This window comes from Nocardioides immobilis, assembly GCF_003515065.1.
GTDB classification, from domain to species: domain Bacteria; phylum Actinomycetota; class Actinomycetes; order Propionibacteriales; family Nocardioidaceae; genus Nocardioides; species Nocardioides immobilis.
In genome coordinates this window covers 172,584-194,804 of the sequence record NZ_QXGH01000017.1, presented here as the reverse complement: position 1 = coordinate 194,804, position 22,221 = coordinate 172,584, and the positions used below count along the sequence as shown (strand labels likewise).

Sequence of the window (22,221 nt, the reverse complement as noted above, 5' to 3'; positions counted from 1 at the left end):
AACCGCTGAGGCCTTGCCGGATGAGTTCGAAGTAGCGGCGCTTCACATCAAGCGACGACTTGTTCCATGCGTGCCTGGGCATGCGGATCCCTTCCGGAGGGATTCGCGACGTTCGTTAGACATCGCCCCGCCTCCTCGACCGCGCGGTGCCAGGCCTTGCCCCACCAGGACCGGATCCCGGTGCGCGGCGCGACCAGCCGGCCGTGGGTGACCCTTCCGGGCTGCCCGGCCACGCTCAGCGCTCCCGCTCGAGCTCGGTCAGGTAGGCCTCGCGGCGCGCGTCCTTGCGCAGCGTCACGAGATCGCGCAGGTCCTCGTTGCTGAGCTCGGTGAGGGCGGCTTCGCCGCGCGCGAGTACGGCGTCCGCGAGCGCGCGCTTGCGGTCGAGCAGTGCCGCGACCCGCTCCTCGATCGTGCCCCTCGTGACCATCCGGTGCACCTGCACCGGCTTCGTCTGGCCGATCCGGTAGGCGCGGTCGGTGGCCTGCTCCTCGACTGCGGGGTTCCACCAGCGGTCGACGTGGACGACGTGATCGGCGCGGGTCAGGTTGAGCCCGGTCCCACCAGCCTTGAGGCTGAGCAGGAACACCGGCACCTCGCCGGCCTGGAACCGGTCGACCATCGCCTCGCGCGCCGCCACCGGCGTGCCGCCGTGGAGGAACTGGTGGGGCAGGCCGGTCGCGCCGAGGTGCTGCTCGATCAGCCGCGCCATGGCGACGTACTGCGTGAAGACCAGGACGGCTCCGTCCTCCGCCACCACGGTGCCGAGCAGCTCGTCGAGCAGCTCCAGCTTCTCCGACCGCCCGGTGAGCCGAACCGCCCCCGACTGCTTGAGGAACTGGGCCGGGTGGTTGCAGATCTGCTTGAGGCCCGTGAGCAGCGCCAGCACCAGGCCGCGGCGCTGCGGGTCGTCGGCCGGCAGCCGCTCGATCCGCTCCATGGTGTCGCGCACGAACGCCTCGTAGAGCACGGCCTGCTCGCGGGTGAGGCCGAGCAGGTGGTCGGTCTCGGTCTTCGGGGGCAGCTCCGGAGCGATGCCGGGGTCGGACTTGCGGCGGCGCAGCAGGAACGGCCCGATCAGGTCGGCGAACTGCCGGGCCTTGGTCGGCTCGGCACCGGACTCGATCGGCGCACCCCACACCCGGCGGAACGCCTGACGGCTGCCGAGCAGCCCCGGGATGGCCCAGTCCAGGATCGACCACAGCTCGGTCAGGTCGTTCTCGACCGGGGTGCCAGTCAGGGCGACGCGCCCCCGGCTCGGGACCTGCCGGAGCGCCCGGGCGGTGGACGAGCGGGAGTTCTTGACGTGCTGCGCCTCGTCGGCGACGACCAGGTCCCACGGCACCGCGGCCAGAGCCGCATGGTCGCGGCGCATCGTGCCGTACGTCGTCAGCACGAACCCCCCGTCGAGACCCCCCAGCTCGCGAGCGGTGCCGTGGAACCGGCGGACCGACAGGTCCGGCGCGAAGCGGTGGATCTCGGCCTCCCAGTTGCCGAGCAGGCTGGCGGGGCAGACCACGAGCGTCGGCCCGCCCTGGGAGGCACCCTGCTCGAGCCGGTGCAGGTGGAGCGCGATCAGGGTGATGGTCTTGCCGAGGCCCATGTCGTCGGCGAGGCAGGCGCCGAGCCCGAGGCCGGTGAGATCGGCGAGCCAGGTCAGGCCATGGCGTTGGTAGTCGCGCAGCTCGGCGCGCAGCCCGGCCGGGGCCGGGAGCGGGTCGCGGGTCGGCGCGGCCAGCAGCTGCTCGCGGACCTTCAGCAGGCTGGCGCCCACGACGACCTGCTCGGTCGCGCCCGGGGCTTCGGTCGCCGCGTCGGGCAGCTCGGCGACGCCGGTGAGGGCCGCGGCGAGCGCCTGGGCGCCGGTCGCCTTGCGGATCAGGCGCTTCCGGGCGCGCTGGGCGGTCGCCGGGTCGACAACCGTCCACGCACCGCGCAGCTTGAGGACCGGCGCTGCCGCCGTCGCGAGCTGCTCCATCTCATCGTCCGTGAGCGGATCGCCGTGGAGGGCGACCTGCCAGGAGAACGCGAACAGGCCGGCGGCCGCGAACGGGCTGTCCTGGAGGGGGAGCTCCGGGTTCCGCGGGTCGTGATCGCCCGCACCGGCACGCCGCTCGAGCACGGCCCGGGTGGTCAGGTCCCGACCCAGCGACCGCGGCCAGTGGACGTCGACCCGGGCGTCGCGCAGCGCGCCCACGTGCTCGAGCAGGCTCCCGATCTCGGCTCCGTCGAGGGTCAGCTGGTCGGGCACCGACAGCGCCAGTAGCCGGTCGAGCACCGGCCAGACCTCGGCTGCCGAGCGGAGCGCGATGCTGGCGTGCACCCGTGCCCGGGTCCCGAACCCGTGGGCCTCGGCGTCGTCGGTCCAGAGCAGCGCGGCATTGCAGACGTGGAGCGGATCGCGCTCGTCGTGGACCTGGAGCACGACCCGGACCGAGCCCGCGACGAGCTCTTCCTCGTCGGCCTCCACCCGCAGCGAGACCCGCACCAGCTCGGCGAGCGCCACCGCCGCGCTCTCTGCCCGCGCCCGCTCCGCCGCCCGCCGCCGGACCCGGTCGGCGAAGTCGGCGTCGCCATCGGTCGAGGAGGTCGAGGTACGCCGTTCTCCAGCCCCGCCCCGGGTCCCGACGGGCGCCGCCCGCGGCAGCGCGTCGGCGACGGCATCGAGCACCTGCGCGACCACCGAGGCAGCGGCGCCCGGGTCGAGGTCGTCGTACGCCCGGGCCCGGGCGAGCTGGGCGACGCTGTCGCGATCGCGCTCGTCGAGGCCGTCGATCCGCCAGCCGGGCCGGCCCGGGCCGACGGTCGGGACGAGCTTGCCTGCGGCGACGAAGCGCCCGGCCAGCAGCGCGGCGCCGCCGAGCAGGGCGACGCTGGGATGGATGTCGGGCTGGGTCCGGGCCCGGCTGAGCACCGGCAGCGCGGCCCTGATCGGCAGCGCGATCGTGCGCCGGTCGTCGGTGAACTCGATCGTGCCGTCCCGGGGTGGGTCGGCCGGCCGGAAGGTGGCCGGACCGGTGACGGGCACGAAGCTCACGCAGCCTCCCAGGAGCGATCGGAGCGGCCCCGGTGGTGGAGGTGCGAGGCGCTAAAAGCCGAGCCTCGAATCCCCGGGGACCTCGACGCTAACGGGTGGGGCCGACAGGAGACGAGGAGGGCCGCTTCGAGGCGAGCACCTGCTTCAGCCCGACCGCGGCGAGCAGCAACGAGCCGGCTGCCGCGAAGCCCACGCCCCACCAGGTCGGGTGCTCGACCATGAGCACGAACGTCGAGGTCGGCACCACGGTTGCGGGCATCGCGATCGCGAGCACCGTGAACCCGGAGTGCCTGGTGAGCGATGCCGCGAGCGCCCAGACCAGGGTGAGGACGGCGGCGATGGCGAGGATCACGTAGACGTCGGTGTCGAAATCGGGCGGCGCAGAGCCGTTCGTCCCGCCATCGTTCCCGTCGCTCCCGTCGCTCCCGTCGCTCCCGAGCATCTCGAGGTCGCCGAAGAACGACGCGAAGACCTGCTGGAAGACGAGGACCAGCAGCACGATGTTGATGCCGACCACGCCGATCACGCCCGCCACCACCCCGCTGAGCGCGCGGGTGCGCAGCAGCCAGCCGATCGCGGTCACGGCGAGCACGAACACCGCGACCGTCGCGGCAGCGATGATCGCCTGGTCGTCCTCGTCCCCGATGTCGACGATCACGTCGTCGGCGAGCTGGATGTAGGCGATGCCGGCACCGAGGATGGCCGTCACCACGAAGGCACCGCGACGGATGGCGGCGTACCCGACCACCGACAGCAGTACGACGACGCCGCCCACCAGGTAGGCGAGCCAGTCCTCGCTCCCGTCGATCTCCTCCAGCCCGACGCCGAGCATGATGCCGGCCCCGAGGATTCCGATCGAGCCGGTCCAGGTCACCAGCTCCTCGCGGACCCGGCCGCTGCCGCGGACCGCCACAGCCAGCGCGACGAGCAGCAGCACCGCCGTGGCTCCGAGGCCGACGGTGTAGTTCGACCAGTCCAGGTCGCCGTCGGAACGACTGCGGTAGGCCGACGTCATGATCGCGGCGGCCAGGAAGCCGACCCCGAGCGCGATCGGGAGCATCCCCAGGCCGGGACGGCCCGACTCCTTCGGCGCCGTGGGCGTCGACGGCGGGGGCGGCGGATCCATCACCGCGGTCGTCGTACCGCCCGGCGGCGGAGGCGCACCGGCGATCGCGGTCTCGGCGGGCGGCGGGGGCGGCGCCGGCGCCGGGCCCTCGGTCCGCGGCCGGTCGCCGGTCGTGTCAGCGGGAGCGACCGCGGGCGGGTCGTTCGGCCTGCCGTGGGGAGTGCCGGAGCCGGTGGAAGGAGCGTCCTCGGTCATGGTTCGACGGTACGGGTTCCGGCGGCCGATCCTGTGGACCTACGGCCCTCAGGCCGACACGGCGAGCGTGAGCGGCAGCACCGCTTCGGCGCCCGCGCTGACGAGCGCGTCGGCCGCCAGCGTGAGCGACCACCCGGTCGCCACCAGGTCGTCGACGAGCAGCACCCGCTTGCCCCGCACCGCCTCCGGATCGGTCAGCTGAAGTCCGTGGCGGCGGGTCACGGCCGCCACCCGCTGGGCGGAGTTGGTGGCGCCCTGCCCCGGGAGGACCGACGGGTCCGTGATCGCCCACCGCCCGACGATCGGCCGTTGCAGGTAGCGCGACAGCCCGTCGGCCAGGTCGGCCACCATCGCGCCGCGGGTCTCGGACTCGGTCACCACGATCACGTCGGGAGCGGGCCGCCAGTCGGCGAGCATCGCCACCACGGCGTGCACCAGCGGGACCGGGACGGCGGCCGGTGCGTCGTCACCGGCCCGGAAGAGCTCCCGCAGCGCCGTCCCGTGGCCGAGGTCGGTGAGCCGCGCGATCGCCCGGCCCTCCTCGGCCGGTTGCTTGATCCGCCCGGACCGGTCGACGCCGAGCGCCGACAGCCCGGTCGGCCACAGCTTGCGCGGCTCGATCGGCACCCCCGGCCGCGACAGCCGGTCCGCGGCCTCCGCCACCGCCTTGGGCGAGACGTCGTCCGGCAGCTCGAGGCCGCCGCAGTTGTCGCACCGGCCGCAGGTCCACCCGTCGCCAGCGGCAGGGTCGTCGAGCTGGTGACGCAGGAACCACATCCGGCACTGGTCGGTCGTCAGGTAGTCGAGCATCGCCCGCTGCTCCCGCTCGCGGGCCTCGGCGACCCGGCGGTAGCGGTCGGCGTCATAGGTCCACTCCTGACCGGTGGCCTCCCAACCACCGCGGACCCGCCGCACGGCACCGTCGACGTCGAGCACCTTGAGCATCGTCTCGAGGCGGTTGCGGCTGAGGTCGACCCGCGCCTCGAGCGCCGGCGTGCTCATCACGCCGCCGGACTCGGCGAGCGCGGCCAGCGTCTCCCGGACCAGCTCCTCGCGGGGGAACGCCAGCGACGCGAAGTAGGCCCAGATGTCACGGTCCTCGATCGCCGGCAGGAGTACGACGGACGCCGCGCTCGTCGTACCGCGGCCGGCGCGGCCCACCTGCTGGTAGTAGGCCACCGGGGAGCTCGGCGCCCCGAGGTTGACCACGAAGCCGAGCGACGCGTCGAAGCCCATGCCGAGCGCACTGGTGGCGACGAGTGCCTTGACCTCGCCGTCGAGCAGCGCCTGCTCGAGCGCGAGCCGCTCGGTCTGCTCGGTCTTCCCGGAGTAGGCGGCGACCTTGTGGCCACGGGACCTCAGGTAGTCGGCGACCTGCTGCGTCGCAGCGACGGTCAGGCAGTAGACGATGCCGCTGCCGGGCTGCTCGGCCAGGTGGTCGGCAAGCCAGGCCAGCCGCTGCTCGGCCGTCGTCAGCCGGACCACTCCGAGCCGCAGGGTCTCGCGGTCGAGGCTGCCGCGCAGGACGAGGGTCTCGCGACGGCCGTGACCGGCCTCCTCGACCACCGATGAGCCCAGCTGCTCCGCGACGTCGTCGGTCACCCGCTGGTTGGCCGTCGCAGTCGTCGCCAGCACCGGGATCCCGTCGGGCAGCTCGGCCAGCAGGGTGCGGATCCGGCGGTAGTCGGGACGGAAGTCGTGACCCCAGTCGGAGATGCAGTGCGCCTCGTCGATCACCAGCAGGCCACAGGTGGCGGCCAGCCGCGGCAGCACCTCGTCGCGGAAGCCCGGGTTGTTGAGCCGCTCCGGGCTCACCAGCAGGACGTCGACCTCGCCCCGCTGGATCGCGCCCTGGGTCTGCTCCCACTGCTCCATGTTGGTGGAGTTGATCGTGACCGCCCGGATGCCGGCCCGCTCGGCGGCGGCGATCTGGTTGCGCATCAGGGCCAGCAGCGGAGAGATGATCACCGTCGGCCCGCTGCCCTCCTCGCGGAGCAGCAGGGTCGCCACGAAGTAGACCGCCGACTTGCCCCACCCGGTGCGCTGCACGACGAGCGACCGACGCCGGTCGACGACGAGGGCCTCGATCGCCGCCCACTGGTCGTCGTACAGCTGGGCGTCGCTGCTCCCCACCAGCGCCTGCAGGTGCTGCTCGGCGCGGGCGCGAGTGGCATCGACGTCCGTGACGGTGGTCATGCGTCGTGTCTACCAGCGCCCCCCGACCCAAGGGGCGGCGGACCCGGGTTGTCCACAGGGATCCGACCGCACCTTGACCAGACCGAGGCATCGAGCGTGAGGTGTACGTTATGTGTATGACACGCACCAACATCGACATCGATGACGAACTGGTCGACCGCGTCATGAAGAAGTACGGGCTCAAGACGAAGCGGGAGGCCGTCGACCTCGCGCTGCGCAAGGCCGCCGGCCCGGTGCTGACCAAGGAGCTCCTCGAGTCGATCGAGGGCATCGGCTGGGATGGCGACCTCGAGGAGATCCGCAACGACCCGGCGACCGAGTGGTGATCCTCGTCGACACGTCGGTGTGGGTCGACTACATGCGCGGCGGGGACGGCCCGGGGCATCGAGCGTTGAGCCGGCTGAAGGACACGGCGATCGGTTCGATTGCGACCACTCCTCCGATCTCGATGGAGCTGCTCGCCGGTCCGACCGACGAGCTCGGGGTGCGCCGGGTCGAGAGGGTGCTGGAGAGCGTGCCCTCGCTCGCCTTGGAGCCTGTGCATGACTTCGATGCGGCCGCAGCAATCTTCAGGGCAGTGCGCCGATCGGGCCGCACGCCCCGATCGATCACCGACTGCCTGATCGCGGCGGTCGCGATCCGGCACGGCGTGCCGTTGCTCCACCGTGACGCCGACTTCGACGCGGTCGCCGAGGTCACCGAGCTCGACAGCCGATCATTGCTCTAGGCCCGGTGTCGGCGGTGCGGTCTAGTCCGGAAAGTAAAAACTTCACCCAGATCGCGGAATCGCGAGCGGACGACCACGAGCGCGACTAACTTCTGTCTTGCCGCCGCAGGTGACCCGAGACGCCTGCGGCGGCTCTTTGCTTTTTCACGCCCTCCGGCCATGGCGAGACCTGGGACGGCACCACGACCGCTGCCGGCCGAGCACGACCGGCAGGAACGTCGGCAACAGCACCCAGATCGGCCAGAAGTAGCCGCCGCCGGACGTCGCCCACACCACGACGCACACGATCGACGCGATGACGAGGCAGTCGGGCGCTCCGCCGTACCGCCGGTGGTGCGAGGCCTCCGGTCGTACGACGGACGCGGACTCTTGCTCCACCGCGTCACTCGGGCGCCACGGCGCCTCGGGGCCCGGCCGCCCGGGCGTGTAGGGCTCGAAGCTGGTCGGTGTCTGGCTCATGTCTCCATGAGAACTCGACAACGGCCCCGAGCGCATCTGCCCACGGTCAGAACTTCCGGTCCGCCGGAGGGCAGAGGCGGCTACCAGATCCGGACCCGCTCACCCGGGTCGAGCCACAGCCCGTCGCCCGGCGTCGTGCCGAACACCTCGTGGAACTCGTCGAGGTTGCGCACGATGTTGGCCCGGAACTCCGGCGGGCTGTGCGGGTCGGTGGTGAGGTACTGCCGCTCGAGCTCGCTACGGCGCTTCGTGCGCCACACATAGGCCCAGTTCATGAACAGCCGGCGGCGGTCCTCGACCGACGCCTCGCGGCCGGCCGCCTCCTCGGCGATCACGAACGCCTTGTGCCCGATCGTCAGCCCGCCCAGGTCGCCGATGTTCTCGCCCACGGTGAGCGAGCCGTTGACCTTCTCGTCCGGCATGGCGCGTGGCGCGAAGCCGTCGTACTGCTCGACCAGGGTCTTCGACTTCACCTCGAAGGCCGCCTTGTCGTCGGGCGTCCACCAGTCGTTGAGGTTCCCGGCACCGTCGTACTGGGCGCCCTGGTCGTCGAACCCGTGGCCGACCTCGTGCCCGATCACGGCACCGATGCCGCCGTAGTTCTCCGCCGGGTGGGCGTCGGGGCTGAAGAACGGCTTCTGCAGGATGCCCGCCGGGAAGCAGATCTCGTTGGTGCCGGGGTTGTAGTAGGCGTTGACCGTCTGCGGCAGCATGAACCACTCGTCGCGGTCGACCGGCGAGCCGATCTTCTTCAGGTGCCGGTCGGTCTCGAAGGCCGCCGACGCCTGCGCGTTGGCGACCAGGTCGTGCGCGACGACCGGCAGCCCGGAGTAGTCGCGGAACTCGTCGGGGTAGCCGATCTTCGGCCGGAAGGTCGCGAGCTTCTCGTAGGCGCGCTGCTTGGTCGCCTCGGTCATCCAGTCCAGCGCCTCGATCGAGACCCGGTAGGCGGCGAGCAGGTTCGCGACCAGGTCGTCCATCATCGCCTTGGACTCGGGCGGGAAGTGGCGGGCGACGTACTCCTTGCCGACGGCCTCGCCGACCGCTCCCTCGACGAACGACACCGCGCGCTTCCAGCGGGCGCGCAGCTCCGGCGTGCCGGAGAGGGTGCGGCCGTAGAAGTCGAAGTTGGTCTCGACGAAGTCGTCCGGGAGGTACGGCGCTGCCGACCGCAGCACCCGGCTGTACATCCAGTCGCGCCAGACCTCGATCGGCACCGTGGCGAGGACGGTCGAGAGGTGCTCGAGGTACGACGGCTGCCGCACGCACACCTCCGCGATGGTCGCGTGCTCGCCGGTCAGGTGCCCACCGAGGTTGGTGACGTAGGCGTCCCAGTCGAACGCCGGGCACATCGCCTTGAGCTCGTGGGCGGTGCGCAGGTTGTAGGTCTTCTGCACGTCGCGCGTCTCGGCGCGCTCCCAGTGGCCCTTGGCGAGCTCGGTGTCGAGCTCCAGGATCCGCTGCGCGGCGCCCGCGGGGTCGGCGTGCTCGCCGAGGGTCAGCAGCTTCGTGAGGTAGCCGACGTACGCCTCGCGGATCTCGGCGAACTTCTCGTCGCGGTAGTAGCTCTCGTCCGGCAGCCCGAGCCCGCCCTGGACGATGTGGAACAGGTAGCGGTCCGAGTTGCGGTCGTCGGTGTCGACGTACGACCCGAAGACGCCGTAGCCACCGACCCGCTCGAACTCGCCGAGGAACGCGGCCAGGTCGCGGACGTCGCGCAGGCCCGATGCGGCCTCCAGCAGCGCGCGGACCGGGCCGAGGCCGAGGGTCGCGATCCGCTCGGTGTCCATGAACGAGTTGTAGAGGTCGGCGATCTTGCGGGCGTTCTCCCGGTCCGCCACCGCGGCCTCGTCGGTCGAGCCGCCACCGTCTGCCGAGACTCCGTCGGCAAGCTCGGTGATGATGTCGCGGACCTGCTGCTCGCAGATGTCGGCCAGCTGCACGAACGGACCCCAGCTCGACCGGTCCGACGGGATCTCCGTCTCCACCAGCCAGCGGCCGTTCACGTAGCCGAAGAGGTCGTCCTGCGGCCGGATGTCGGTGTCCATGCCCTCGCGGGCGTCGTCGAGGATGCTCACAGGAGCGAGCCTAGACAACGCGTGTTACCGGACGTCCGACTCGCCCTGCTCGCCCCGGCGCAGCCGGTCCGACACGGGAGGTTGAGCGCGGCTAGTCCTTCCGGGCCTGCATTTAGTCCGATCGATCCAAGACAACCGGGGCGACCGGCGTCACAATCGTTTGTCATGCGCATAACAATTGCCGTCCTCGCGGCGCTGGCCAGTTCCCTGTTGGTCGCCCCCGCGCCGACCGCCGCGGTGGCGCCGAGCGATGACCGGACCGTGCAGAGCGAGCGGGCCGCTCAGGTCTCCCCGAAGGCCAAGGTGATCGCCCTGGTCAACGCCCGGCGCGAGAACCGCGGATGCAACCCGCTGCGCAGGAACGCGGCCCTCGGCCGCGCCGCGCAGAAGCACTCGCGGCGGATGGGCAACGCGCACACGCTCAGTCACGACCTGCCCGGTGAGCCCTCGCTCGGCACCCGGATCACGCGGGCGGGCTACCGGAACTGGAGGCGCATCGGCGAGAACATCGCCTACAACTACGCGACCCCCGAGGCGGTCGTCGCAGGCTGGATGGCCAGCCGGGGCCACCGCCGCAACATCCTCCGGTGCAGCTTCAAGCACACCGGTGTCGGCCTGGTCGTGGACAGCCACGGACACACGTGGTGGACGCAGACCTTCGGTCGGAGGTAGGCACCGTCAGCCGGCGACGAACCCGTCGTCGGTGAGCACCGGCACCACGTCCTCGGCGTCGATGTCGGCCGCCGCCTCGACGTCAGCCGCGTAGCCGCCCTCCGCCAGCTCCCGGCCACTCGCACAGTCCGCGAGCGCGTTCCGGAGGTCGCCGGCCACCGAGGCGTACGACGCCGCGGCGTGCCGCGCCTCAGGACTGACTGACCGGTCCGTCAGATCAAGCGCAGCCAGTACCGCCCCCGCGCCCCACAGGTCCTCGAGCCCGGGCCGGAGCGAGCCGTCCGGCCACCGCTCCCCTGCCGGCACGAACGCGACCACCGCGCCCGCGTCGAGGTGCGGGCGCAGCCAGCGCGCCACGGCGGTGCGGTTGCGGAGGGAGGCGCCGACGACGACCGGGCCGGCCAGCGCCGCGCAGATCGTGGAGCCGTTGGGCGACGGCAGGACGAGTCGTTCGACGGGCGTCGACGACAGCAGCTGGGCGGGTGAGAGCGAGGGCGGTGGGTCCGCGAGACCGGCCGCCTCGAACCGTCCCACCGCCAGCACCGCATCCCGCTCGGCCGCGAACGCCGCGGCCCGCTCGTCCTTCCACGGGAACGGGTGGACCCGGGTCCCCCTCGCCACCGCGATCCCGAGCGTCGACGTGAACGACAGCACGTCGACCACCACCGCGACGTCGGCCCCACGGGCCACCGCCGCACCGCCGGTCGGGCCCCAGTCGAGGCGGACGTCGTACGTCGCCTGCCCGTGGGCGGTCGTCATGGGGCGATCGTAGGAGACGGGTCCGTGCCGCCGGTGTCGGGAGACGCCGGTCACGTGGGCTTGCAACTCGTTGCATAGGTAGGTCACAATCGGGCCATGGCCCTCGAGCACGCCCTTCTCGTCGCGCTGCGCGAGCAGCCGGCCTCGGGGCTGGAGCTCGCGAAGCGCTTCTCCCGCTCCATCGGCTTCTTCTGGAGCGCCACGCACCAGCAGATCTACCGGGTGCTGGGCCGGATGGAGTCCGACGGCTGGGTCCGCGTCGAGACCGTCGCCCAGCAGGGCCGTCCCGACAAGAAGGTGTACGACGTCACGCCGGCCGGCCAGGCCGCGCTCGCGACCTGGCTCGCCGAGCCCACCCCCGACTCTCCCCTGCGCAGCGACCTGGCCGTGAAGCTCCGCGGCGCCTCGTTCGGCGACCGCGGGGCGGTCCTCGACGTGGTGCGGAGCCGGCTGGCCGACCACCACACGCGGCTCGACCACTACCGACAGCTGATGAAGCGGGACTACCCCGAACCCCCTGGCAGAACCGTCCTGGCCGGGCTCGAGCTCGACCAGTACCTCGTGCTGCGCGGCGGCATCCTCATGGAGGAGACGTGGATCGCGTGGCTGACCGAATACCTGGAGGCACACCAGTGAGCACCCCGACCGCATCGAACGGCCACGCCACGGCGTACCCCCACCTGCTCGAGCCGATGAAGCTCGGCTCGCTCACCCTGCGCAACCGCCTGGTCATGGGCAGCATGCACACCGGTCTCGAGGACAGCCCGTTCAACACCTCGAAGCTCGCGTCGTACTTCGCCGAGCGGGCGCGCGGTGGCACCGGCCTGATCATCACCGGCGGCTACTCCCCCAACAAGCGCGGCTGGCTCAAGCCGCTCGCCTCCGAGATGACCACCCGGCTGCAGGCGATGCGCCACCGCGAGATCACCGGAGAGGTGCACGCCGCGGGCGGCGCGATCGCGATGCAGGTGCTGCACGCCGGTCGCTACGGCTACCACCCGTTCAGCGTCAGCGCCTCCAACCGGAAGTCGCCGATCACGCCGTTCAAGCCGAGCGCGCTGTCGACCAAGGCCGTCGACCAGACCGTCTCCGACTTCGCCCGCGCGATCTCGCTCGCGCAGAAGGCCGGGTACGACGCGGTCGAGGTCATGGGGTCCGAGGGCTACCTCATCAACCAGTTCCTGGCCGCGCGCACCAACAACCGCACCGACGCCTGGGGCGGTACGACGGAGAAGCGGATGCGCTTCCCGGTCGAGATCGTGCGCCGTACCCGGGAGCTGGTCGGCGGCGACTTCCCGATCATCTACCGGATCTCGCTGCTCGACCTGGTCGAGGACGGCCAGACCTGGGAGGAGGTCGTCGAGGTCGCCCACCTGCTCGAGGACGCGGGCGTCACCGTGCTCAACACCGGCATCGGCTGGCACGAGGCGCGGGTGCCGACGATCATCACCCAGGTCCCGCGGAACGCCTGGGTCGACTACACCGCGCGGCTCAAGGCCGAGGTGTCGGTGCCGGTCTGCGCCTCCAACCGGATCAACACGCCCGAGGCCGCCGAGGAGATCCTGGCGTCCGGCAAGGCCGACCTGGTCTCGATGGCCCGGCCGCTCCTCGCCGATGCCGACTTCCTGAACAAGGCCGCGGCCGGCCGTGCCGACGAGATCAACACCTGCATCGCCTGCAACCAGGCCTGCCTCGACCACGTGTTCAAGAACCAGAAGGCGTCCTGCCTGGTCAACCCGCGCGCCTGCCACGAGACCACGCTCGTCCTCCGCCCGACCCGGGCGAAGAGGTCCGTCGCGGTCGTCGGCGCCGGCCCCGCCGGCCTCGCCACCGCGGTGTCCGCCGCGGAGCGCGGGCTCGACGTCACGCTGTTCGAGAAGGCCGAGGACCTCGGCGGCCAGTTCAAGCTCGCGATGCAGGTGCCGGGCAAGGAGGACTTCCGCGACACGCTCCGCTACTACCGGCGCCGGCTCGAGGTGCTCGGCGTCGACGTGCGCCTGAAGACGGAGGCGACCCCGGCCGACCTCGCGTCGTACGACGAGGTCGTGCTCGCCACCGGCGTGAAGCCGCGGATCCCGGCGATCCAGGGCGTCGACCACCCCCGCGTGCTGCGCTACGACCAGGTGCTGTCGGGCGAGGTCGTCCCTGGCCGCCAGGTGGCCGTGATCGGCGCCGGCGGCATCGGCGTCGACGTGTCGGTGTGGCTGACCCACGACGTGGGCGAGACGCCCGACGAGTGGATGGCGCACTGGGGCGTCGCCGACCCGAGCCTGCACCGGGGCGGGCTCACCGAGCCCAAGCCGCGGGCCCCGCAGCGCGAGGTCACCCTGATCCAGCGCAAGACCACGCCGATCGGCATCGGCCTCGGCAAGACCTCCGGCTGGGCGCACCGGGCCGTGCTCAAGCAGTCGGAGGTGCGCCAGATCAGCGGAGCGTCGTACGACCGGATCGAGCCGACCGCCTCCGGCGACCGCCTGCGCCTCCACCTGACCGTCGACGGCGCCACCGAGGTGGTCGAGGTCGACCACGTCGTGCTGTGCGCCGGCCAGGAGTCGGTGCGCGACCTGGTCGCTCCCGGGCGGACCGTGATCGGCGGCGCCGACGTGGCCGCCGAGCTCGACGCCAAGCGGGCGATCAAGCAGGGCACCGAGGTCGCCGCGGCGCTCTGAGGCTTCGTCGTACCTGAACTTTCGGCCCCGAAATCGCGAGATCTGGGGCCGAAAGTTCAGGTAGGACGCGCCTCAGCCGGCCAGCCAGGGCACGACCAGCTCGTCCCACAGGTCGGCGTTGGCCGAGCGGAAGTAGCCGTGGTGGCCGAGCCGGCGGCCGTCGAGCTGCTCGGGACTGAAGCGCTGGCGGACGATGACGGCGGACGAGTACCAGGCGTGCAGGTGCTGGATGCTGTCGGCGCTCATCAGCTCGTCGTCGGTGAACGACAGCGACATCATCGGCGCCTTGACCTCGGCGAAGAGGGCCGGAGCCTCGGGGTGATCGGCCTGGAGGTACTCCGGGTGCAGGCACCACCGCGCCCACTGCCGCATCGCGCCACCGGGTAGGTCGCCGATCATCTTCAGCCGGTCGCCCGGGTAGTAGCCCGCGACCCGGATCGCCAGTGGCGCGACGACCGACCACAGGACCGGAGCGATCCACCGCACGCCCGGCTGGTTGCGCCGCCAGTGCCCGTCGCCGGCACTGACCGTGATGACCGACGCGAGCCGGGTGTGCTCGACGAACGGGACCATCTGGCCGCCGAGGCTGTGCCCGACCCAGGTCACCGGCAGGCCGTCGGCGTCGTCCGCGACCACATCGAGGATCGCCCGGACGTCGGCGAACCAGCGGTCGACGTCGCCCGTCTCCGCCTTCATCTCCGCCCGGCTCCCCATCCCGCGGTAGTCGAAGGTCACCGCCCGCCATCCGCTCGCGGCGAGGTGGGTGGCGAAAGGGGCGTAGTAGGACGACGGCGTCGCCATGGCAGGTACGACGAGCACGACGCCGCGGGGTTCTCCGTCAGCCGGCTCGAACGTGGTGATCGGCAGCGCACGGCCGTCGTCGGCGACGACAGCTTGCCTCCGATTATGACGAGTGTCATAGTTCATGGCGAGATGCTATGACGCCTGTCATAGTCGAGGCAATAGGATTGTGCTGTGGCACGCGACACCCGGACCCGGATGATCTACGGCGCTGCTCGGATGATCGGCACCCGAGGCGTCGGTGCGATGAGCCTGCGCGACCTCGCCAAGGAGGCCGGCGTGCCGATCGGGTCGACGTACCACCACTTCCCCGGAGGCCGGCAGCAGCTGATCGAGGAGGCGATCCGCGCCATCGGCAGCGCCGTCACCCGGCGGCTCGACGTCGCCCGCGAGCGCGGTCCGGTCGCCGCCCTGGACGCCTTCGGCGACGAGTGGCGCACCCTCCTCGAGGACACGGAGTTCCTCACGGGGTGCCCGGTGTTCGCGGTCGCGACCGCCGACGACGAGGCGCTGCGCGTGGTCGCGACCGAGGTGCTGGAGTCGTGGCAGACGAGCCTCGCCGAGGTACTCACGGACGCCGGCATCGACCCCGGGCGCGCCCCTCGCCTCGGGCTGTTCATCGTCGCCGCGATCGAGGGCGCGATCGCGCTCTGCCAGGCGGAGAAGTCGATCGCCCCGTTGCGGGACACGATGACCGAGATCCACCACCTCGTCGACGGCGCACTCGGAATCCACTAGACCTCGCTCCTAGGCTGGGTCTCGTGATCGTGGACCGCACCGACGAGGAGCTCCGGTACGCACTGCCCTGCAAGTGGGGCCTGGTCGAGGAGGACGTCCTCCCGGCGTGGGTCGCCGAGAGCGACTACGCCTGGGCGCCGCCGATCGCCGCCGCACTGGCCGACGCCGTGGCGCGCGGGCTCACCGGCTACCCGGACTTCGAGGTGGGCGGCGCGCTGGGCGAGGCGTACGCCGGCTTCGCGCTCCGTCAGTTCGGCCACGAGGTCGACCCGGCCGCGGTGATCCCCACGGCCGACGTCACCGCCGGCGTCCGGCTCGCCCTCGACATCCTGTCCGAGCCGGGGCCGGTCATCATGCCGATCCCGGGCTACCCGCCGCAGCTCTCGATCGCGCAGGTCACCGGACGGCAGCGGGTCGACCTGGTCGTCGACCCCGATGCCGAGCGCGCCGAGATCGACCTCGACGCCCTCGACCGGCTGTTCGCCGACGGCGCCCTCACCCTGTTGCTCACCCAGCCGCACAACCCGTGGGGACGGGTGTTCACCCGCTCCGAGCTCGAGGGGATCCGCGACGTCGTACGACGCCACGGGGCGCGCGTCGTCTCCGACGAGATCCACGCGCCGCTGGTCCTCGACGGCTCGCCGCCGCACACGCCGTACCTCTCGCTCGACGGCACCGCCGACCACGCCGTCGCCGTGGTCGCGGGATCGAAGGCGTTCAACACCCAGGGCCTCAAGTGCGCGCAGATCCTGGCGCCCGACCCCGCCACCCGCGACCTGCTCCGCGACGTACCGATGGCGCGCAACGACTCGTGGTCACCGCTCGGGGTGACGGCAGCCATCGCCGCCTACACCGAGTGCGACGACTGGCTCGACGCCCTCCGCGCCCGGCTCTCCGCCCAGCGGGACCTGCTGGTCGACCTGCTCGCCGAGCACCTGCCCGAGGCCAGGATGCGGCCCCTCGAGGCGACGTACCTCGCCTGGATCGACCTCCGCGGCTACGGCCACGACGACCCCGCGGCGGTCGCGCTCGAGCACGGCCGGGTACGGCTCTCGCCCGGCCACGACTACCAGCCCGGGCTGCCCGGCCACGTCCGCCTCAACATCGCCACCAGCCCTGAGCGGCTCACCGAGATCGTGCGCCGGATGGCGAAGGCGCTGGCCTGACCGGCCGTCGTACCTGAAGTTTCGGCCCCGATTCACGCCCGATCGGGGCCGGAAGTTCAGGTACGACGCGGCGCTCAATCGTTGCTCGCGCGAGTCGCGGCCACCAGGTCGGCGTACCACTGGAACGAGCGCTTCTTGGTGCGCTGCTGGGTCTCGTGGTCGACGTGGACGAGCCCGTACCGCGCGCGGTGGCCCTCCGCCCACTCGAAGCCGTCGAGCAGCGTCCACGCGTAGTAGGCGCGGACGTCGACCCCCATCCGCACCGCATCGGCGACCGCCGCGATGTGGGCCGCGTGGTAGTCGATCCGGGCCTGGTCGTCGACGACGCCGTCCGCGTCCGGGCCGACGCCGTAGGCACAACCGGACCCGGTGATGTAGAGGGGCGGGAGGGCGGCGCGGAGGCGGGCGCGGAACATGATCAGCCACTCCCGCAGGGCGTCCGGCACCACCGGGTAGTTCACGTCGGTCGTCGGGTAGCCGACGACCTCGCGGAACTCGAACGGCATCAGTGCCTCCTCCGGCGCGGCCCCGATCCGGAACGGCCGGTAGTAGTTGACGCCGTAGAAGTCGAGCGGCTGCCGGATCGTCGCCAGGTCGCCGTCGTGGATCGTTCCGTCGAGCAGGAGGTCGAGGTCGACCGGGTAGCGGCCGAGCAGCATCGGCTCGATGTACAGGCCGTTCCAGATCGCGTCGACGAGCTTGGACGCGCCCACGTCGGCATCGTCGTCGGACGCCGGCCAGATGGGCGCGTGGTTGTTGGAGCACCCGACGCTCTCGGCGCCGGCGGCGCGCAGGGCGATCGCGGCCCGGCCGTGCGCGAGCAGCAGGTGGTGGGCGGCCGGCATCGCGTCGAACATCATCGCCCGGCCCGGTCCGTGCAGGTCCGCCACGTAGCCCAGGGTCGTCACGACGCTCGGCTCGTGCACGGGAACCCACTCCGTGACCCGGTCCGCGAGCCGGTCGCCGACGATCGCGGCGTAGTCGGCGAAGCACTCGACCGTGGCCCGGTTGAGCCAGCCGCCGTCGTCCTCGAGCGCCTGCGGCAGGTCCCAGTGGTAGAGCGTCGCCATCGGCTGCACGCCGACTGCGAGCAGCTTGTCGACGAGCCGGTCGTAGAAGTCGAGGCCCACGGCGTTGACGGGGCCGCGCCCGGTCGGCTGGATCCGTGGCCACGCGATCGAGAACCGGTAGCCGTGCGCGCCCAGGTCCCCGAGCAGCGCGACGTCCTCGTCGACGCGGTGGTAGTGGTCGCAGGCGGCAGCGCCGGTGGTGCCGTCGGCGATCCGCCCCGGCTCAGCGGCGAACGTGTCCCACACGCTGGGTCCGCGGCCGTCCTCGGCCACCGCGCCCTCGATCTGGTACGCCGAGGTGCTGGTGCCGAACCGGAAGTCTGCGGGCAGCCCTGGTCCGCGCTCCCCCGCTGTCACGGCACAATCCTGCCTTGTGACCGTACAGATCCGCAGGAGTTCGGACCGGTTCGTCGACCGCGAGCCGGGGCGTCGTACCCACCACGCGTTCTCGTTCGGAGCGCACTACGACCCGGAGTGGCTGTCGTTCGGGCCGATGGTGTGCCACGACGACCACCTGCTCAGCTCGGGTCGCGGCTTCGAGGACCATCCGCACTCCGACCTGGAGATCGTGACGTACGTCGTCGCGGGGACCCTGATGCACAGGGACTCGCTGGGCACCGACGGTGAGCTGACCGCGGGCGAGGTCGCCGTGCTCTCGGCGGGCTCCGGAGTCCAGCACCAGGAGGTCGCGTCGGATGCCGGCGCAGCCAGGTTCGTCCAGGTCTGGCTCCGGCCGGACGAGGTCGGCACCACTCCCGCCTACCGGCGCGGGTCGGCGGCCGCCGCGGTCCCCGGCGCCGGCCTGGTGCCGGTCGCCATCGAGGTCGGCGTCGCCGGTGCGTCGTACGGCGTCGCCCGGCTGGCCGCCGGCGAGAAGCTGATCCTGCCCGTGGCCCGGCGGCTCCACGTCTACGTGGCCTCCGGTGCCCTGGCGCGGTCGTCGCTCGCCGCACCGCTGGAGGCGGGCGATGCGTTCTGCTTCGTCGACGAGCCGCACCGCGAGGTCACCGCCGGGGCGCCGACGGAGCTGCTCGTCTGGTCGTTCACCAGCTGACCCGGAGGCGCAGCGCCTCCGACGGCACCCCCGGGTCGTCGACGTCGATGACGGCCAGCAGTCGGACGTGGCCACCGTCGGCCTCAGCGTCCGCGTCGAGCACCATCAGGCCCTCGACCTTGCTGACCCGGCCGTCGACGCGCGGGAGCGGCGTGATGTCGTCGACGTGGTGGCCGTCGAGCCGCACCAGTGCCGAGGCCACGACCGGCCCGTCGTCGCGGACGTTGGGGCTGTCCTCGGCGGCCGCGCTGAGGAGTACCGCGCCGTCCGGGAGCGTCACGGCGTCGGTGATCGCCAGCCCGACGCCGGCCACCTCTCCGAGGTCGTAGTGCCGGGCGTTGGTGACGGCCACGGCTCCCGGCGCGGTCCGGCCGAGCACGGCGGCGAGGGCCGCCGCCGGCTCCAGGTCCACGCTCCCCGGCGGCAGACCGGCGGACGGGAGGCCGCGGAGGTACCACCGCAGCGTTCCTCCGAGCAGGCAGGCGCCCTCCAGGTTGAGTGCCTCGGACGGGACCGACAGCGCGTCCCCGACCGCGGCGTACAGCGGCGCCATGTCGGCCACCGCGACCGTGGGTCGCCCGTCGACCAGCCGGACCAGCGCCCATCGCATCCGCGCCGCGAGCGACCCGGAGCCCAGCATCAGCACCGCCGGCGATCCGTCGACCTCGACCACGCAGGCCGCCTCGAGGTCGGGCTTGAGGTGCTTGGTCCCGGAGGCCTCGTCGAACAGGTCGTGGCCGTCGACCGGCGGGAGGAGCCGTACGGCGCTCGCCGAGCCCGCGCGGAACCACGCCCCGTGCGCGGCGTCGTCCTGCACGACCAGGAACCCGTCCCCCAGCGGGGCCAGCGCGGACGCGGCCCGGACCGGCGACCCGTCGGCGTGGCGGAGGCGCTCGACGCCCTCCACCTCGATGTCCACCGCACCAGTCTCGCGGACGGCACCGCCTTGGTCAGCACAGGATCTTGACCGCCCCGGGCCGGATCTCCACGGTCAGCGGCTCCGCGCCGGCAGCGGGCAGCTCACCCAGCCCCTCGCCGTCCGCGCCAATGGGCACCGGAGCACCCGTGCCGTCGTACCGGCCGGACACGGTGACCCGGGAGCCACGCAGCACCTTGACCGCGTCGAGCTCGACGTGGGCGCCCTCGTAGACCTTGGGCAGGGCGCGGATCAGGTCCAGCCGACCGGCGGCCTCGATGACGATCACGTCGAGCTCACCGTCGTCGACGGAGGCGTCGGGCGCGATCGCCATGCCCTTGCCGTAGTAGCGGGAGTTGGCGACGACCACGTTGGCGGCGCGGTGCTCGGAGCGCACCCCGTCGACCTCGACCGTCAGCGCGATCGGTCGGTAGCTGGCGATTGCGCGGACGGCGGCGACCGGGTACTGCAGCCTGCCCGGCAGCCAGTGCGACCGGTCGACGATCTCGCCGGCGCGCGCGTCGACCCCGGCGTAGACGGATCCCGCGACCAACGCGGTGGGGCGGCCCGGCATCGCGACCGACAGCAGGTCCACCGGCGTCGGCGTACCGCTGAGCAGGAGCGCGACCTGGCCGTCCTCGTCCGCGGGCACCTCGAGCATCCGCGCGAAGTCGTTGCCGCGACCGGCCGGCATGATTGCCAGCTCGCCGCCGGCGTCCACCACCGCACCCGCGACCGAGGACAGCATCCCGTCGCCACCGACCGACACCACCACCCGGCCGGCGGCCACGGCGATCTTGACCAGGTCGGGTACGACGGCCGGCGAGGACGTGTAGCTGACCTCGACCTCGGCGCCGGCCTCGCGCAGCCGCCGCGCCAGCGGTACGACGACCTTGGGGGCCGCGCCGCCGCCCGAGTTCGGGTTGACGAGGAACGTGAACGCGCGGGTCACGGGATCAGGACCCCCGGGTTGAGGATCCCGGCCGGGTCGAGCTCCCGCTTCACGGCCCGGAGTACGGCGACGCCGACCTCGCCGATCTCCGGCGTGAGCCACCCGCGGTGGTCGGTGCCGACCGCGTGGTGGTGGGTGATCGACGCGCCGGCCGCGACGATCGCGTCGTTGGCCGCGGCCTTGGCCTTCAGCCACCGCTCGAGCCGGTCCTCCCCGCCCGCCTCGGCGATCGTGAAGTAGAGCGAGCAGCCGGTCGCGTAGACGTGCGAGATGTGGCAGAGCACCATCGTCCCCTCGCCGAGCGCCTCCTCCAGCGCGGACTTCACGGCCGCGTAGAGCCGCTCCCGGTTGGACCAGAAGGTCACCGTCTCGAGGGTCTCGACGAGGACGCCGACGTCGAGGAGCGAGTCGCGGAGGTAGGGGGCGTTGAACCGGCCCGCCGCCCACGCCTCACCCGGCTCGGCCCCAAGGGGGGTGCCGCCGAGCCCGGTGAGGGCGGTGGTGACCGCGGCCTTCTTCGCCGCGACCGCGGCCGGGGTGCCCTCGTAGCCGACGATCATCAGGCAGCCCCCCGAGCCTTCGCCGCCGATGGCGTCCGGCCGGGCCAGGTTGATCGCGGTCTCGTTCTCGTCGGAGAGCCGGATGACCGTGGGCAGCAGGTCCGACTGCGCGAGCGTGCGCATCGCGTCGGCGCCGGCCGCGAAGGACGACCACTGCCAGCCCTCGTACTCCTTGACCGCAGGTCTAGGCCGGACCCGCACGGTGACCTCGGTGATGACGCCGAACGCGCCCTCAGAACCGAGGAAGAGCTCGCGCAGGTCGGGGCCGGAGGCGTTGGACGGGGAGGTGCCGCCGAGCCTCGCCTCGCCCTGGGGGGTGGCGACGCGCAGCCCGACGACCATCGCGTCGAACCGGCCGTAGCCAGCGCTGGACTGGCCGCTGGACCGGGTGGCCGCGAAGCCGCCGATCGTCGCGAACTCGAAGCTCTGCGGGTAGTGACCGAGCATCAGCCCGTGCTCGGCCAGCAGCGCCTCCGCCTCCGGGCCCCGGAGGCCGGGGCCGAGGGTCGCGGTCGAGGAGACCGGGTCGAGCGCGAGCAGGCTGCGCATCCGGCCGAGGTCGAGGGATATCACGCCGGCGAAGCCCTCGCGCTCGGCCACCAGGCCGCCGGTCACCGCGGTGCCGCCGCCGAACGGGACGACCGCGATCCGGTGCTGCTGGGCGTAGTCGAGCACCGCCTGCACGTCGTCGTGGTCGCCGGGGCGGACGACGACGTCGGGGGCGTCGGAGAGGTCGCCGGCCCGCTGGCGCAGGAGGTCGGGCGTCGACTTGCCGCGGGTGCGCTGGCGACGGGAGGCGTCGTCGAGCACGACGTGCTCCTCGCCCACGACCGCGCGCAGCCCCGTCACCAGCTCGGCCGGGAGCTGCGGCGCCGGCACCGCGACGTCGGCCGCGGCGGGGGTGTCCGAGAGCTCGAAGACCAGGCCGACGAGGTCGCGCACGGCCTCCGGGAGCGGGCCGGCATGGGCGGGGTCGCCCCACCGCGTGGGCGGCATCTCGGGCTGGAGCAGGTCGTGCTTGATCTCGGTCATGCGTTACAGTGTTA

19 protein-coding genes are annotated in these 22,221 nt (G+C 72.4%); 8 read left to right on the top strand and 11 right to left on the bottom strand.

Translation table 11 applies throughout. The annotated features are described in order from the left end of the window. Positions 1 to 235: 235 nt before the first annotated feature. From D0Z08_RS14590 to D0Z08_RS14580, 3 genes are all read right to left on the bottom strand, one after another. Positions 236 to 3,037: a DEAD/DEAH box helicase gene (locus tag D0Z08_RS14590; protein ID WP_118925961.1), complete on the bottom strand. Its 2,802-nt coding sequence runs from the start codon at positions 3,035 to 3,037 to the stop codon at positions 236 to 238. Positions 3,038 to 3,125: 88 nt separating this feature from the next. Continuing rightward, the gene (locus tag D0Z08_RS14585) at positions 3,126 to 4,358 is read right to left on the bottom strand and encodes a hypothetical protein (protein ID WP_118925960.1); all 1,233 of its coding nucleotides are present in this window, start codon (positions 4,356 to 4,358) and stop codon (positions 3,126 to 3,128) included. A gap of 48 nt (positions 4,359 to 4,406) precedes the next feature. Next, on the bottom strand, positions 4,407 to 6,554 hold the full coding sequence (locus D0Z08_RS14580) for a RecQ family ATP-dependent DNA helicase (protein ID WP_118925959.1): 2,148 nt from the start codon (positions 6,552 to 6,554) through the stop codon (positions 4,407 to 4,409). 116 nt (positions 6,555 to 6,670) lie between these two features. Here D0Z08_RS14580 and D0Z08_RS14575 point away from each other — a divergent pair, with 116 nt between their 5' ends. Continuing rightward, a complete protein-coding gene (locus tag D0Z08_RS14575; RefSeq protein WP_118925958.1) occupies positions 6,671 to 6,880 on the top strand; it encodes a type II toxin-antitoxin system VapB family antitoxin in 210 nt (69 codons plus the stop codon). Further along, positions 6,874 to 7,281, top strand: a complete 408-nt coding sequence (vapC, locus tag D0Z08_RS14570) for a type II toxin-antitoxin system VapC family toxin (RefSeq protein WP_118925957.1) — start codon at positions 6,874 to 6,876, stop codon at positions 7,279 to 7,281. The genes D0Z08_RS14575 and vapC overlap by 7 nt, the downstream gene beginning before the upstream one ends. Positions 7,282 to 7,425: 144 nt before the next feature. Here vapC and D0Z08_RS14565 read toward each other — a convergent pair whose 3' ends face one another. Next, positions 7,426 to 7,740 carry a hypothetical protein gene (locus D0Z08_RS14565; RefSeq protein ID WP_118925956.1) on the bottom strand — a complete coding sequence of 105 codons (315 nt, stop codon included), beginning with the start codon at positions 7,738 to 7,740 and terminating at the stop codon, positions 7,426 to 7,428. 80 nt (positions 7,741 to 7,820) lie between these two features. Next, positions 7,821 to 9,818 carry a M13 family metallopeptidase gene (locus D0Z08_RS14560; protein WP_118925955.1) on the bottom strand — a complete coding sequence of 666 codons (1,998 nt, stop codon included), beginning with the start codon at positions 9,816 to 9,818 and terminating at the stop codon, positions 7,821 to 7,823. A gap of 165 nt (positions 9,819 to 9,983) precedes the next feature. Between D0Z08_RS14560 and D0Z08_RS14555 the strand changes: the two genes are divergently transcribed. Continuing rightward, the gene (locus tag D0Z08_RS14555) at positions 9,984 to 10,490 is read left to right on the top strand and encodes a CAP domain-containing protein (protein ID WP_118925954.1); all 507 of its coding nucleotides are present in this window, start codon (positions 9,984 to 9,986) and stop codon (positions 10,488 to 10,490) included. Between the two features lie 6 nt (positions 10,491 to 10,496). On the opposite strand, the gene D0Z08_RS14550 is transcribed toward D0Z08_RS14555, so the two are convergent. Beyond that, positions 10,497 to 11,249 carry a 2-phosphosulfolactate phosphatase gene (locus D0Z08_RS14550; protein WP_118925953.1) on the bottom strand — a complete coding sequence of 251 codons (753 nt, stop codon included), beginning with the start codon at positions 11,247 to 11,249 and terminating at the stop codon, positions 10,497 to 10,499. A 96-nt stretch (positions 11,250 to 11,345) separates the two neighbouring features. On the opposite strand from D0Z08_RS14550, the gene D0Z08_RS14545 reads away from it, so the two are divergent. Both D0Z08_RS14545 and D0Z08_RS14540 read left to right on the top strand, forming a co-directional pair. After that, entirely contained in the window at positions 11,346 to 11,885 is a 540-nt protein-coding gene (locus D0Z08_RS14545) for a PadR family transcriptional regulator (RefSeq protein ID WP_118925952.1), read from the top strand. Between the two features lie 56 nt (positions 11,886 to 11,941). Further along, positions 11,942 to 13,918 carry an NADPH-dependent 2,4-dienoyl-CoA reductase gene (locus D0Z08_RS14540; RefSeq protein ID WP_118925988.1) on the top strand — a complete coding sequence of 659 codons (1,977 nt, stop codon included), beginning with the start codon at positions 11,942 to 11,944 and terminating at the stop codon, positions 13,916 to 13,918. Between the two features lie 72 nt (positions 13,919 to 13,990). Here the strand turns inward: D0Z08_RS14540 and D0Z08_RS14535 are convergent, their stop codons facing one another. Beyond that, the gene (locus D0Z08_RS14535) at positions 13,991 to 14,845 is read right to left on the bottom strand and encodes an alpha/beta hydrolase family protein (protein WP_118925951.1); all 855 of its coding nucleotides are present in this window, start codon (positions 14,843 to 14,845) and stop codon (positions 13,991 to 13,993) included. A gap of 48 nt (positions 14,846 to 14,893) precedes the next feature. On the opposite strand from D0Z08_RS14535, the gene D0Z08_RS14530 reads away from it, so the two are divergent. Together D0Z08_RS14530 and D0Z08_RS14525 are read left to right on the top strand one after the other, a co-directional pair. Further along, the gene (locus D0Z08_RS14530) at positions 14,894 to 15,457 is read left to right on the top strand and encodes a TetR/AcrR family transcriptional regulator (protein ID WP_118925950.1); all 564 of its coding nucleotides are present in this window, start codon (positions 14,894 to 14,896) and stop codon (positions 15,455 to 15,457) included. 23 nt (positions 15,458 to 15,480) lie between these two features. Then, the gene (locus D0Z08_RS14525) at positions 15,481 to 16,623 is read left to right on the top strand and encodes a MalY/PatB family protein (protein ID WP_182481301.1); all 1,143 of its coding nucleotides are present in this window, start codon (positions 15,481 to 15,483) and stop codon (positions 16,621 to 16,623) included. A gap of 74 nt (positions 16,624 to 16,697) precedes the next feature. Here the strand turns inward: D0Z08_RS14525 and D0Z08_RS14520 are convergent, their stop codons facing one another. Then, on the bottom strand, positions 16,698 to 18,050 hold the full coding sequence (locus tag D0Z08_RS14520) for a GH1 family beta-glucosidase (RefSeq protein ID WP_118925948.1): 1,353 nt from the start codon (positions 18,048 to 18,050) through the stop codon (positions 16,698 to 16,700). 16 nt (positions 18,051 to 18,066) lie between these two features. On the opposite strand from D0Z08_RS14520, the gene D0Z08_RS14515 reads away from it, so the two are divergent. After that, a complete protein-coding gene (locus tag D0Z08_RS14515; protein ID WP_182481300.1) occupies positions 18,067 to 18,747 on the top strand; it encodes a pirin family protein in 681 nt (226 codons plus the stop codon). Here the strand turns inward: D0Z08_RS14515 and D0Z08_RS14510 are convergent. From D0Z08_RS14510 to D0Z08_RS14500, 3 genes are read right to left on the bottom strand one after another with little or no spacing between them, the layout of a single operon-like run. After that, positions 18,737 to 19,666: a DUF6910 family protein gene (locus D0Z08_RS14510; RefSeq protein WP_118925946.1), complete on the bottom strand. Its 930-nt coding sequence runs from the start codon at positions 19,664 to 19,666 to the stop codon at positions 18,737 to 18,739. The two genes, D0Z08_RS14515 and D0Z08_RS14510, sit on opposite strands and share 11 nt — an antisense overlap. 31 nt (positions 19,667 to 19,697) lie before the next feature. Then, positions 19,698 to 20,615 carry a diacylglycerol/lipid kinase family protein gene (locus D0Z08_RS14505; protein ID WP_118925945.1) on the bottom strand — a complete coding sequence of 306 codons (918 nt, stop codon included), beginning with the start codon at positions 20,613 to 20,615 and terminating at the stop codon, positions 19,698 to 19,700. Further along, positions 20,612 to 22,207, bottom strand: coding sequence for an FAD-binding oxidoreductase (locus D0Z08_RS14500; protein ID WP_245993961.1), 1,596 nt, complete (start codon positions 22,205 to 22,207; stop codon positions 20,612 to 20,614). The genes D0Z08_RS14505 and D0Z08_RS14500 overlap by 4 nt, the downstream gene beginning before the upstream one ends. Positions 22,208 to 22,221: the final 14 nt, after the last annotated feature.

What these genes read in the sequence shown, in the direction of transcription:
- D0Z08_RS14545 (WP_118925952.1), top strand. Translation starts at nt 11,346, where the DNA reads ATGGCCCTCGAGCACGCCCTTCTCGTCGCGCTGCGCGAGCAGCCGGCC.
- D0Z08_RS14555 (WP_118925954.1), top strand. Translation starts at nt 9,984, where the DNA reads ATGCGCATAACAATTGCCGTCCTCGCGGCGCTGGCCAGTTCCCTGTTG.
- D0Z08_RS14535 (WP_118925951.1), bottom strand. Translation starts at nt 14,845, where the DNA reads ATGAACTATGACACTCGTCATAATCGGAGGCAAGCTGTCGTCGCCGAC.
- D0Z08_RS14500 (WP_245993961.1), bottom strand. Translation starts at nt 22,207, where the DNA reads ATGACCGAGATCAAGCACGACCTGCTCCAGCCCGAGATGCCGCCCACG.
- D0Z08_RS14580 (WP_118925959.1), bottom strand. Translation starts at nt 6,554, where the DNA reads ATGACCACCGTCACGGACGTCGATGCCACTCGCGCCCGCGCCGAGCAG.
- D0Z08_RS14575 (WP_118925958.1), top strand. Translation starts at nt 6,671, where the DNA reads ATGACACGCACCAACATCGACATCGATGACGAACTGGTCGACCGCGTC.
- D0Z08_RS14565 (WP_118925956.1), bottom strand. Translation starts at nt 7,740, where the DNA reads ATGAGCCAGACACCGACCAGCTTCGAGCCCTACACGCCCGGGCGGCCG.
- D0Z08_RS14550 (WP_118925953.1), bottom strand. Translation starts at nt 11,249, where the DNA reads ATGACGACCGCCCACGGGCAGGCGACGTACGACGTCCGCCTCGACTGG.
- D0Z08_RS14540 (WP_118925988.1), top strand. Translation starts at nt 11,942, where the DNA reads ATGAAGCTCGGCTCGCTCACCCTGCGCAACCGCCTGGTCATGGGCAGC.
- D0Z08_RS14585 (WP_118925960.1), bottom strand. Translation starts at nt 4,358, where the DNA reads ATGACCGAGGACGCTCCTTCCACCGGCTCCGGCACTCCCCACGGCAGG.